Consider the following 12,063-nt stretch of genomic DNA (forward strand, 5'->3'; position numbering starts at 1 on the left):
AAAAACAAGAATCTAGCTATGATTTAATGTGAACTCATTGGACAAATGAAGCGCTAGGTATTTCAACATATTAAAGGCTTTTGGTGTTTTTTCTGTTGGTATTCCGTTGTCGTCGAGAAAGTGGTGACCTTTAAAAATCAGAACGTCGTCTTTTTCATTGACCTGATCTACTCGCATTCCGATAACGTAATCGTGGTGTTCTTGGATCATATGATTGGCAATCAACAAAAGTTCGAATTTTGAAATGATGTTCTTGCGTTTCATCTATTATTACTCATGCTTTGTTGCAGATAAAGATGGATGTAATTGTAAAGTGGATCGTATTTCTAGCCTTTGAGGTAGATCAATTGACTGCTCACAAGACTTGGTAGTGTAATGGCTATTATTTTGTGAGCGGTGGCAAAATTTTTCTTCTTGTATTAGCAGAAATAACCTTGTGACGGCTAGTATGTGGAGCCTTTTAAAGAGGCGAGTCGCGATTCGTTGAATTGTCGACCAGTTAGCGGCAGATTTAAAAAAAGATATTGATCTTCTGGCTTTCTCGCTCGATAGTAAAAAAGAAGTAACATTTTAAGTATGCCGTGCGTTATATCGCCGGGTCATATAAAGGACACTTGAGTCAATATGGGTAAGTCACTCGTTATTGTGGAGTCGCCGGCTAAGGCTAAAACCATCAATAAGTATTTAGGTAAGGACTTTATTGTAAAGTCCAGCGTAGGTCATGTGCGCGACCTACCAACCGCCGGGCAAAGTACCGGCCAAAAAGCTGCGGCGATCTCCACCAAAGGTTTGAGTACAGAAGAAAAAACTCGGATCAAGAAGGAAAAAGATCGTAAGGCACTAATAAAGAAAATGGGCATTGACCCTTTTAATAGCTGGGAGCCCAATTATCAGGTTTTGCCTGGAAAAGAAAAAGTCGTTGCTGAGCTTCAAAAGTTAGCCAAAGATGCTGATAGCGTTTACCTTGCGACCGATTTGGATCGTGAAGGAGAAGCCATCGCTTGGCACCTTCGAGAGATCATCGGTGGTGATGAAGGGCGATACAAACGAGTTGTCTTTAACGAGATCACTAAGAATGCGATTCAGCAGGCTTTCGAAACACCTGGTGAACTTAATATGGATGGCGTTAATGCACAGCAAGCTCGGCGGTTTATGGATCGGGTTGTTGGCTTTATGGTATCTCCACTGCTGTGGAAAAAGGTTGCGCGCGGACTCTCTGCTGGCCGAGTACAATCTGTGGCGGTAAAGCTACTCGTCGAGCGTGAACGAGAAATTAATGCTTTTATCCCGGAAGAGTTTTGGGATATTCATGCCAATACTAAAACGGCAGATAAAGCAGATTTCCGCCTCCAAGTCGCGCAAAAAGATGGTGTGGTTTTTAAGCCGGAAAACGAAGCGCAAACACTATCTGCGATTAAAGTACTCGAAAAATCAGACTATGAAGTCTGTAAACGAGAGGATAGGCCTACGTCGAGCAAGCCGTCAGCGCCTTTCATTACATCAACGTTACAACAGGCGGCTAGTACACGCCTTGGGTATGGTGTTAAAAAAACCATGATGTTGGCTCAGCGCTTATATGAGGCTGGTTATATTACTTATATGCGTACTGACTCGACAAATTTAAGCTCTGAAGCTGTGGATGCTGCTCGTCAGTTTATTAGTGATGAATTTGGCGCCCCTTATCTACCAGCTAAGCCTAACGTTTACGGAAGTAAGCAGGGGGCTCAGGAAGCGCATGAAGCGATAAGACCTTCTGATGTATTAGTTAAAGCAGATGACTTAGCTGGAATGGAAGCAGATGCGCATAAATTATATGCGCTAGTTTGGAATCAGTTTGTTGCTTGTCAAATGACTCAAGCAAAATATGACTCTACAACGGTAAGTGTTAAAGCGGCCGAGTACACCCTTAAGGCGAAAGGCAGGATTCTAAAGTTTGATGGTTGGACACGTGTTCAGCGGCCATTAGGCAAAAACGAAGACCAGATTCTACCAACTGTAAAAGTGGGCGAAAAAATTGACTTGGTGAATTTAGAACCAAAGCAACATTTTACGAAACCACCTGCGCGCTTTACTGAAGCTGCTCTAGTTAAAGAGCTTGAGAAATGTGGTATTGGCCGCCCTTCAACTTATGCGTCTATTATTTCTACAATTCAAGACCGTGGATATGTGAAGGTCGATCAGCGCCGATTTTATGCTGAAAAGATGGGTGAAATTGTTACCGATCGTTTAGATGACAGTTTCCATGAGCTGATGAATTATGAGTTTACTTCCCGTATGGAAGAAAAGCTTGATCAGATTGCTGATGGTGAGGCGAATTGGAAAAAAGTCCTAGACAATTTCTTTGGTGATTTTACTGGCGATTTGGAAAAAGCTGAGTTGGATGAAGAAGATGGCGGCATGAAGCCTAACCATATTGTTTATACAGATATCCAATGCCCAACATGTGATCGAGCCATGGGAATTCGAACTGCGTCTACAGGTGTGTTCTTAGGTTGCTCAGGTTACGCACTTCCTCCCAAAGAGCGTTGCAAGACTACCATTAACCTTGGTGATGAAGACGGTATCATCAACGTACTAGAAGAAGACGTTGAGACGGCGGCTTTACGTGCTAAAAAGCGCTGTTCTATCTGTGAAACCGCCATGGATGCTTACTTAATTGATGATAAACGGAAGCTGCATGTTTGTGGTAACAACCCCAATTGCGAGGGGTACGTTGTCGAACATGGTGAGTTTATGGTTAAGGGTTATGATGGGCCAGTTGTTGAGTGCGACAAGTGTGGCACGGATATGGTGTTGAAAAACGGCCGATTTGGTAAGTATATGGATTGTACCAGTGAGTCGTGTAAAAATACCCGTAAGATCCTGAAAAATGGTGAGGTTGCACCTCCCAAAGAAGATCCTGTTCATTTTCCAGAACTGCTGTGCGAAAACTCAGATGCTTATTTTGTGTTAAGAGATGGTGCTTCGGGGCTATTTCTTGCGGCGAATACTTTTCCTAAATCTCGCGAAACTCGGGCACCACTTGTGGAGGAGTTGGTTAGATTTAAAGATCGCATTTCTCCAAAGTTCCACTATTTGGCAACAGCTCCTGAAAAAGATCCTGACGGACGTCCTATGGTGATTCGATTTAGTCGTAAATCGAAAGAGAATTATGTGCGTTCAGAGATTGACGGAAAACCATCTGGATATACAGCACTTTATGCAGATGGTAGTTGGGAAATTACCGACAAGCGCAAAAAAGCGACGAAGTAGTTCTCTACAGTTGATCAGGCTTGCCTGATTCTAAAATATATGATGATAAAAGCAGCTGCCTATGTAGCTGCTTTTTTATTACCACAAAATTGATAACCGCTTAATTGGATCTTGAGCTGGGTCATACTCCGTACTGGAACGCGATTGGTATTACATCTTTTGAATTGTAAATTTACTAAAATAGGGTAACTTATAGTAAATCATGTGCATATTCTGATGGCACTTAAACAATACTCAGTAGGCTTGCATGATAGACGTTCACTATACATTTTAAATGTTTTTGTGATGACAAGTTCGCAACTTGGAAGGTAGCGGCAAATGTTGGAATTGGTAATTTTCCAAAATAAATGAGTATGGAGAGTATAGAATGGCTGGTGTTTTAGGAATGATCCTCGCAGGTGGAGAAGGTTCACGTCTTCGCCCTTTAACCGAATCTCGTAGTAAGCCAGCAGTTCCCTTTGGTGGAAGCTACCGTCTAATTGACTTTGCATTAAATAATTTTGTCAATGCCGATCTAATGCGTATCTATGTTTTGACACAATTCAAATCTCAATCTCTTTTTCATCATCTCAAAAAAGGCTGGAATATTAGTGGGATCACAGACCGATTTATTGATCCTATTCCAGCTCAAATGAGAACAGGAAAACGTTGGTATGAAGGTACTGCTGACGCGATATACCAAAATCTGCGCTTTATGGAATTGGCAGAGCCTGAGCAAGTATGCATTTTTGGATCGGACCACATATACAAAATGGATATTAAGCAGGCGCTAGACTTCCATAAGCAAAAACAAGCTTCATTGACCGTTTCCGCATTGCGTATGCCTCTGTCTGAAGCATCAAAATTTGGTGTTATTGAAGTTGATAAAGATGGCCGAATGGTTGGTTTTGAAGAAAAACCCAATGAACCTAGATGTATCCCAGGCGATCCACAACATGCGCTGGTTTCGATGGGAAATTACATATTCGAAGCTCAACCTCTCTTTGCTGAACTTATCGAAGATGCTGACAATCCGGATTCTGACCATGATTTTGGTAAGGATATTATTCCTAAAATGTTTCCGCGTGGCGACGTCTTTGTTTACGATTTTAGTCAAAATCGAATCCCTGGTGAAAAGGAGGTAGTTTACTGGCGAGATGTCGGCACCATTGATTCCTATTGGCAAGCCCACATGGACCTCCTCGAGAAAGATGCACCTTTCTCTTTATATAACCGGAGTTGGCCGTTACATACGTTCTACCCCGCCTTACCACCTGCTACTTTCAGTGATTCTGATAATAGAAGAGTACAGATAATCGATAGTTTAGTGTGTAATGGGAGCTATGTTCGCTGCTCAAGAATTGAAAAATCTGTATTGGGATTTAGAAGTAATATTGCTTCAGCTTGTGATATCAGTGAGAGTATCCTACTTGGTGATGTTAAGGTTGGTGAGGGTTGTGTTTTACGGCGCGTAATCATAGATAAAAATGCTGATATTGCACCTAGAACAAAAATTGGTGTAGATCCAGAGAATGATAAAAAGCTTTTCCATGTTTCTGATGACGGTATTGTAGTTATTCCAAAAGGAGCACGTATTGGTTACTAAGAGCTTATCTGTTTTATTTGTTGCATCTGAAGTTGAAGGCTTAGTAAAAAGTGGTGGTTTGGCAGATGTAGCTAGGGCACTTCCTGAAGCGCTTGTTGCTTTAAAACAAGATGTTCGTATTGCCTTGCCAGCATACCAACAAATATCTCAAATTGAAGATTCGACCGTAATATTGGACACTCAACTTGAGCATTGGCCTCGTACGGAATATAGAGTGTTAAAGCTGAAAGTGTCTAATGTGACTGTCTATGCTATTGATTGCCCAAGATATTTTAATCGCTCAGAAATGTATGCTGTTAACAATCAAGCATACAATGATAATGGTGAACGTTTTGCCTTTTTTAGCGTTGCCTGTCTGGATATGTTGCCAAAATTAGGTTTCCAGCCAGATATTGTCCATGCGAATGATTGGCACACGGGATTGGTCCCATATCTTTTAAAGCATCGCTATAGAGAAACCGAGTTCTATGCAAGAATAAAAAGCATAATAACAGTGCATAATGCGGTATTTAAAGGTGTTTTCAGCTATGACGACCTTCTTTGTTTACCAGAGATGCAAACTAGATATGCCCCTGATGCGGCAGTAAGCCCAACTCATGTCACTATGCTAAAGGCAGGAGTTATGACTGCCGACAAAATTAATACAGTCAGCCCGACTTATGCAGAGGAGCTTAAAACCGAGCTGGGTAGCCACGGTATGGCTGAAGAATTTAAAGCACGACAAGATGATTTCATAGGCATTTTAAATGGCTGTGATTACTCTACATGGAATCCTAAAACGGATCCTTATTTAGTAGAAAATTATCAATCTACTCAGCAAAGTCTAGATAAAGGAAAGCGAGCGTGTAAACGTGCTTTACAAGCCAAGCTAGGCTTTGAGCAAAAAGATGTTGCTGTGTATGGTGTGGTATGTCGTTTGACAAACCAAAAAGGCATTCAGTATTTGCTGCCAATACTTGAGCGATTTTTGGGTTATCAAGTGCAATTTGTTATTGTAGGAACAGGTGATCCCCACTTGGCTTCTAAACTGAAAAATATTGAAGTTAATTATGGTACAAAGCTTAAATTTATAGAGGCTTACAGTAATGAACTTGCACACTTGGTTGAGGCCGGTGCGGATTTTTTCGTGATGCCATCAGAATTTGAGCCTTGTGGATTAAATCAAATCTACAGTATGGCATATGGAACTTTACCGATAGTGCGGGGTGTTGGTGGGCTAAAAGATACGGTGATAGATCATGGTACTGACCCAGATAGAGCGACGGGCTTTGTGTTTAATCAGCCAAAACCTAGCGAGCTATTAATCTCACTGCAGCACTCTTTATTGCTGTATGAACAACGCTTTGATGAATTTATACGTATCCAACTCAATGCTATGGAACAAAATTTTAGTTGGAGTATTGCTGCTGACGAATATTTGAGCTTATATCATAGTGTGATAGTTTGATAAACCTAGCTTATATTGTGACGGATTAGTATAGGATGGCTTAGTTTTAATCAATTACTTGACTGTTTGAGAGTTATGGATGGATTTATTTGTGATATATTGCACGAAATTAACTGTTTAAGCGGACTTTGCCCTAAACGATGAGTCAAGAGATACTTTTTCATAAAACGTATTTACATCCTACAAGTGATGAATGGGTTGTTTTTGTTCATGGAGCTGGCGGTAGTTCCTCAATCTGGTTCAAGCAAATTAAAGCTTATCGTCAACACTTTAATCTACTATTGGTTGACTTACGTGGACATGGTCAGTCTCGCCAATTTATTAAAGAGCTTATCTCAAATCGGTACACCTTCAAGGAAGTAACTGCCGATATTCTCAAAGTGTTGGACCACCTAAAGATTAGTTCTGCGCATTTTGTCGGTATGTCTTTGGGAACGATTATCGTAAGAAATCTAGCAGAAATGTCTGCCGATAGGGTCAAGTCTATGGTGTTGGGTGGGGCTGTCACAAGGCTTAATACTCGTTCACAGATTTTAGCAAAAATAGGTAATTTATGTAAGCATGTTGTTCCATATATGTGGTTATACAGTCTGTTCGCTTATATTGTAATGCCTCAAAAGGCCCAGAAAGAATCTCGTCATCTATTTATTAGAGAGGCGAAAAAACTTTGCCAGAAAGAGTTTAAACGTTGGTTTATCCTTACTACAGAAGTCAACCCACTAATGCGGTATTTTAAAGAGAAAGAGTTGCCGATTCCTACTTTATATCTTATGGGAGAACGGGATTACATGTTTTTACCGCCCGTAAAAGAAATGGTCGCTGCACATTGCAGTAGCACTTTGTTAGAAATTCCTAATTGTGGTCACGTCTGTAATATTGAATGTTCAGAGACATTCAACCAGCATTCGATTGAGTTTATTAGTCACTTTGCCAATAGAGATAAAATTGCTCTTTAGAAAATAATTTCCATTTTCTCAGGGTATGGGAATAACTCTTCATTTTAAAGATATAATTTGATATTAGGCAATCCTATATTTATATTAGATAAAATATAAAACCCTGGTATTTTATCTTTTCTATCAATATTTAATCTCATAAATACGTAGGTATTAGACCTACAATTGATGATTTTATGTTACTCATACAATTTAAACGTTTAAATTATAAATGTATCTTTATATTCATGTTTATTTTTATTTTTTTTATATTTATAAATTTCACTATATATTTGATTCTGAATACTTTAAACTAAATAGCTTTCATTTTATAATTAAAATAATATCCTTTTTTATGATGTTTATCAATAACTTATGTGAAGAGTGTTTGTTCCTTTAATAATTTTAATATTTATTTCTCGTATTATAAATTTTTCCATATATTCTATGTACCTATGAAAAATAGAGCTGTCATATAGCTATAGGCTTATAGCCAAAGTGCTTTCCAATTTTAATTTTTTTAAACGATAGTATGCGTTCGTTGCTCACCAAGTTTCATATTTTAAGGTAACCAATATCATGAGAAGGTCTAAGTGTTTTATTGATTCAAAGTATCTCCTGACGCTGACTGAAGTAGCAAAGTATCGGAGTGTCACGGCTGCATCTGAATCGTTATTTATGACTCAGCCAGCCGTTTCACAACATATTAAAAAAATTGAGAATACAGTAGGAGTTGAAGTATTTGATAGAAAAGGTGGGTTTGACTTGACTCAGCATGGTAGGGTAGTTTTTGAACACGCAAAAAAAACCTTGAGCATGAATGAAGATTTGTTTGAGCAACTCAAAAATGTCAATCTAGGAAGTAGGCTTAATATTGCGATAGAAGATATATTTTGTCCTAGAGTTATTGAATTTGTTGTGAACAAATTCAAAGAACTAAATTATCGTGAGCTTTCTTTTACAAGTTTTAGTCTAGAAAATAACCCCCCTTTAAAGGACTATGACATGATATTTACCACTAAGAGACTTCCTAAAAGCAAAGGGACTTCACACCATTTAGATACGGCAAGTTACGTTATAGTAAGACATAACACAAATTATAAGACACCAGCGAGAGTTGTATTCTCGAATACATTAACAAAATCTTATGTTAGAAATGTACTCAGAGAACACGATATTTCTCAGGACGATATAGTCTATTGGCACATGACTAGCTCTTCGACATTGATGAAGAACGAACTTGAGGTGCCTAGAACTATCGTTGTTTGCCCAGACTGGTCTGTGGCCAGTAGTAGCTATGTAAAAACGCCTTTTTCACAGTTAGTGAATATGTATGTATGGAGTTGTGATGATGCCGCAACTAAGTTTAAGACATTTGACATATCTACAAATATAAAAAAATTCATCAATGAAGCTTATTAGAAGCCTATATATAAAGCTGAAATAACACAGAATGAAAACCCAGAGATACTTATTGGGATTCCATAGGGGATACCATTCTCAAACATGTTTTTATTCATCATTTTATAGTATATGGCCATTATTATGATTTGAACTCCTCCAATTAGACCAATTAAGGCTATGTACAGTAAAGAGAAAATAGGGTGTATTGCTAAGCTAAAAACGCAAAGTAGCTTTAAATCGCCACCACCAAAATAGCCAAGAAACCAAAGTGGTGAAAATAAAATTAAAAACATAAAAAAAACGATCACAGAGCAGTTAAAGTACCCTAAATAAATCGACAGTATCGAGTTTAAAGCAAGCAAAGCTATATTTATTTTATTTGGTATTTCTCTTCGTGATATGTCAGTTAAACAAACTGAAAATGAAGATATAAAAGTTAAAATAATAATTGTTATTATGTTCATTCGGAGATGGTAAATTATATATCTTAATTAGTTAATAATTATTTTATTATATAGGTATAAATAAAAATTATTTTATACCTTGTTGATATTACTGTATATTGACGGGGATTACATTGGTTCTTAGGCCGTTATTTAAAATCGAGGAAAATATGTTTAATAAATTTTTAAGAAATTGTATTGAACTTAAGTTAAAGCTTACAGATGACATTCGTGGAGTCACTGCAGTTGAATATGCAATTATAGCAGTAGTCATGTCAGGAATAATTTTATTGGTATTTCAAGAAGGAACATTAAAAGGTGCCATGAATGATGCAATGAAAAACATAACAGACAATATATCAAAAGCGAAGGGTACAAGTTAATATATTGATGGAGTTGTATTAATATATACTTTGAGGGGCTTTAGCCCCTATATAATTTTCTAGGTAAAATATGAATCGGACTATTATTGTTTTTGTGGTTGCATTAACAATATTCACTTTGGTATTCTTTTTGACTGAGAATATAAATTCTGATGTTGTTATTGAAGATGAATTAGAACCAGAGATATTGGTTTCAGTTTATCAAGTTGAGAATGATGTAAATAAAAGGGATATAGTTGAAAAAAATTTATTAACTATAACTAAAATCAGCCTTAAAGATTTTGAATTGAAACAGTACATAGAAGTGAATGATTCAGCTTTAAATAATAATCTAATATTCAGAACTGGAGTTGATCGTGGTTCTCTACTAACTCGAGATATGTTTTCTATGCCAGGTGAAAATGATTATATTGATCTAGTATTACAGGAGAATGAAATTCCATATTTATATGATGACATTTCCAATTTCTCAGCCAAGTCATTAAACCTAAACACTGGTGATAAGATAAGCTTTGTCTCTACTACATCTTCAAAATCGAATATATTATTATCAGGTTATGATGATATTAGTCATCTAGTTAGTAAAGTGATTATAAAAAATTCTCGAGTGATACAAGTACTAAAGGAAAAGAAAGAAAATACTGATGAATATAATACCAGTGTTGTTGTAGCTCTAAGCCCAAAACAAATTTTATCGTTAGAAATGGCTCGAAAAATTGGTGATATAAGTATTATACCTTCTACCTTTAGTAGTGTAGATATGAGTGTAAGGAGTAGTCATCTTTTAGAAAATCAGTTTGGTGTAAGAGAGTTACGTGGTGGGAGTAAGAATGAAAATAGCTATTAGGTATATGTTTATATTTTTTATGACTGCATTATCATCAAATGGCTTTTCATCCGAAATTATGAACCTTGATCAAGGTAGTGCTAAGACAATAAATGTTAAACGTGAGATATCAACTGTATTTGTAGCCAATCCAGAAGTAGCAGATTATAAGATTATTGATGCAAACAAAGTTGTGGTTTATGGCATTGGAGTAGGGACTACATCATTCATTGTTTATGATAGATCTGGCCATGAAATTCATAATTCTGAGCTTGTAATTAATCAGAGCCTAAGGTTGCTAAAGCAAACGTTACTTGCTCGTTTCCCAGGAGAGAAAATCACGGTTTCAAATATTGGAGACCAAGTCGTTTTAGACGGTATAGTTGGAAGTGAAGAGGTAAAAAAGAAAGTATATCGCTTGGTAGGTGAAATGCTTAATAAGGATAGACGACGACAGGTAACAAAAAGACTATCTCAAGATGGAAGTGACGATGGAGAGTTGGAGTTTACTGCCGAATATATTTATGAGCAGATAATTAATAACCTTAAAGTACTCGCTACCGAACAAATTAATGTCAAAATCACTGTAGCGGAAGTATCAAGTTCGTTTTTATCCACTTTGGGAGTTAGCTATAGTGATAGCTTAGGTGAGTCAGGCACGTTTATTAACAAGCTAACTAACTTTAGTTCTAAAGATATAGTCGCAGTTATTTCGGCTATTGGTAATGAAAGTATAGGACAGATACTAGCTGAACCAAATCTATCTGTTATTTCCGGTGAAAAGGCAAGTTTTCTCGTCGGTGGTGAGATACCAATTGCGATACGTGATGACAAGGGTGTATCTATCAGCTACAAGGAATATGGAGTTAGGCTATCAATGATTGCTAAAGTAACTGATTCGGAAAATATACGTCTATCTCTATACCCAGAAGTTAGTACTATAGATCAATCAAATAAAACATTTAACGGTCTATTATCTGTTCCTGCTTTACACACCCGTAAAGCGGAAACAACGGTTCAACTAAAAAATGGACAAAGTTTTGTTCTAGCTGGTCTTTTGCGTACGGAAGAACAGGAATCGTTGAGTAAGGTCCCTTTATTAGGAGATATTCCTATTTTGGGGGCACTTTTTAGTCAAAGTAGAACTAATCGTAATAAAACAGAACTGGTAATAGTTGCGACAGTTAATTTGGTTAACCCAGTTGAAGCCGAAAAAATAAAATTACCGGGTTTTCATAGAACTAGTGACTTAGAGCGTCTATTAGGAATTAACTTAGCTGATATTAAAGATCCTATGCTGGAAAAAACAATTAGCCAGGGTGGATTCAATTAATGAAAATATTGCTTAAGATCAGCCTTATTATTATCTTATCGGGTTGTAGTAATATCAATTCTAATGATCAAAACACTGTTGATATTGATGTTGTAGAAAAGACCATAGAATTTGTACAAGTTGGAAATGATGATGTTAATCTTAACGTGAGGAAATTTGTAAAAGAGTTGAGTGAGAAAGATGCTAAATTTGATATTAAATATAACTCTGACTCTAGTGAGGCTATCAACGACATTCGTCAAATATTTAATGATTTAGGGTTGAAATATTATTCATACAAATTCAGCTTGATAGATGATTTGGATTCTAAAAAGATAATTATTTCTGCAAAATATTTTGTAATAAGAAATAAAGACTGTAAAGACATTGGTTTTTTGCAAGGAGAAAGTTATAAATTTGGCTGTATTGTTGAGTATAACAGAGTCACTAGCTTAGTTAACCCTATATAGAGTATA

General features: G+C 37.0%; 11 protein-coding genes. 9 read left to right on the forward strand and 2 right to left on the reverse strand.

What is annotated here, in order from left to right:
- Positions 1 to 12: 12 nt before the first annotated feature.
- The gene (locus OCV27_RS05550; RefSeq protein WP_337969400.1) at positions 13 to 264 is read right to left on the reverse strand and encodes a DUF2498 family protein; all 252 of its coding nucleotides are present in this window, start codon (positions 262 to 264) and stop codon (positions 13 to 15) included.
- Between the two features lie 360 nt (positions 265 to 624).
- On the opposite strand from OCV27_RS05550, the gene topA reads away from it, so the two are divergent.
- The 5 genes from topA (at position 625) to OCV27_RS05575 (ending at position 8,641) form a co-directional block, all read left to right on the forward strand.
- A complete protein-coding gene (topA, locus tag OCV27_RS05555; RefSeq protein WP_171361937.1) occupies positions 625 to 3,252 on the forward strand; it encodes a type I DNA topoisomerase in 2,628 nt (875 codons plus the stop codon).
- 367 nt (positions 3,253 to 3,619) lie between these two features.
- Complete coding sequence (glgC, locus tag OCV27_RS05560) at positions 3,620 to 4,837, forward strand: glucose-1-phosphate adenylyltransferase (RefSeq protein ID WP_337969401.1); 1,218 nt, start codon at positions 3,620 to 3,622, stop codon at positions 4,835 to 4,837.
- Positions 4,827 to 6,284 (forward strand): glycogen synthase GlgA, encoded by a 1,458-nt coding sequence (glgA, locus tag OCV27_RS05565; RefSeq protein WP_337969402.1) that lies wholly within the window; start codon positions 4,827 to 4,829, stop codon positions 6,282 to 6,284. The genes glgC and glgA overlap by 11 nt, the downstream gene beginning before the upstream one ends.
- A gap of 140 nt (positions 6,285 to 6,424) precedes the next feature.
- The gene (locus OCV27_RS05570; RefSeq protein ID WP_337969403.1) at positions 6,425 to 7,240 is read left to right on the forward strand and encodes an alpha/beta fold hydrolase; all 816 of its coding nucleotides are present in this window, start codon (positions 6,425 to 6,427) and stop codon (positions 7,238 to 7,240) included.
- A gap of 558 nt (positions 7,241 to 7,798) precedes the next feature.
- Entirely contained in the window at positions 7,799 to 8,641 is an 843-nt protein-coding gene (locus tag OCV27_RS05575) for a LysR family transcriptional regulator (protein WP_125323474.1), read from the forward strand.
- Here the strand turns inward: OCV27_RS05575 and OCV27_RS20855 are convergent.
- Positions 8,638 to 9,087 (reverse strand): prepilin peptidase, encoded by a 450-nt coding sequence (locus OCV27_RS20855; RefSeq protein WP_125323475.1) that lies wholly within the window; start codon positions 9,085 to 9,087, stop codon positions 8,638 to 8,640. The two genes, OCV27_RS05575 and OCV27_RS20855, sit on opposite strands and share 4 nt — an antisense overlap.
- Positions 9,088 to 9,236: 149 nt before the next feature.
- Between OCV27_RS20855 and OCV27_RS05580 the strand changes: the two genes are divergently transcribed.
- From OCV27_RS05580 to OCV27_RS05595, 4 genes are all read left to right on the forward strand, one after another.
- Complete coding sequence (locus OCV27_RS05580; RefSeq protein WP_125323506.1) at positions 9,237 to 9,449, forward strand: Flp family type IVb pilin; 213 nt, start codon at positions 9,237 to 9,239, stop codon at positions 9,447 to 9,449.
- 70 nt (positions 9,450 to 9,519) lie between these two features.
- Positions 9,520 to 10,296: a pilus assembly protein CpaB gene (locus OCV27_RS05585; RefSeq protein ID WP_337969404.1), complete on the forward strand. Its 777-nt coding sequence runs from the start codon at positions 9,520 to 9,522 to the stop codon at positions 10,294 to 10,296.
- A gap of 4 nt (positions 10,297 to 10,300) precedes the next feature.
- A complete protein-coding gene (locus OCV27_RS05590; RefSeq protein WP_245986900.1) occupies positions 10,301 to 11,608 on the forward strand; it encodes a type II and III secretion system protein family protein in 1,308 nt (435 codons plus the stop codon).
- Positions 11,608 to 12,057 (forward strand): hypothetical protein, encoded by a 450-nt coding sequence (locus OCV27_RS05595; RefSeq protein WP_337969405.1) that lies wholly within the window; start codon positions 11,608 to 11,610, stop codon positions 12,055 to 12,057. The genes OCV27_RS05590 and OCV27_RS05595 overlap by 1 nt, the downstream gene beginning before the upstream one ends.
- The last annotated feature ends 6 nt before the right edge of the window (positions 12,058 to 12,063 follow it).

This window comes from Vibrio pectenicida (assembly GCA_024347015.1).
In the GTDB taxonomy this organism is placed as follows: domain Bacteria; phylum Pseudomonadota; class Gammaproteobacteria; order Enterobacterales; family Vibrionaceae; genus Vibrio; species Vibrio pectenicida.

Coding starts and splice junctions, on each gene's coding strand:
- glgC (WP_337969401.1), top strand. CDS start 3,620: ATGGCTGGTGTTTTAGGAATGATCCTCGCAGGTGGAGAAGGTTCACGT.
- OCV27_RS05575 (WP_125323474.1), top strand. CDS start 7,799: ATGAGAAGGTCTAAGTGTTTTATTGATTCAAAGTATCTCCTGACGCTG.
- OCV27_RS05550 (WP_337969400.1), bottom strand. CDS start 264: ATGAAACGCAAGAACATCATTTCAAAATTCGAACTTTTGTTGATTGCC.
- OCV27_RS05580 (WP_125323506.1), top strand. CDS start 9,237: ATGTTTAATAAATTTTTAAGAAATTGTATTGAACTTAAGTTAAAGCTT.
- OCV27_RS05590 (WP_245986900.1), top strand. CDS start 10,301: ATGTTTATATTTTTTATGACTGCATTATCATCAAATGGCTTTTCATCC.
- topA (WP_171361937.1), top strand. CDS start 625: ATGGGTAAGTCACTCGTTATTGTGGAGTCGCCGGCTAAGGCTAAAACC.
- OCV27_RS05585 (WP_337969404.1), top strand. CDS start 9,520: ATGAATCGGACTATTATTGTTTTTGTGGTTGCATTAACAATATTCACT.
- OCV27_RS05595 (WP_337969405.1), top strand. CDS start 11,608: ATGAAAATATTGCTTAAGATCAGCCTTATTATTATCTTATCGGGTTGT.
- OCV27_RS20855 (WP_125323475.1), bottom strand. CDS start 9,087: ATGAACATAATAACAATTATTATTTTAACTTTTATATCTTCATTTTCA.
- OCV27_RS05570 (WP_337969403.1), top strand. CDS start 6,425: ATGAGTCAAGAGATACTTTTTCATAAAACGTATTTACATCCTACAAGT.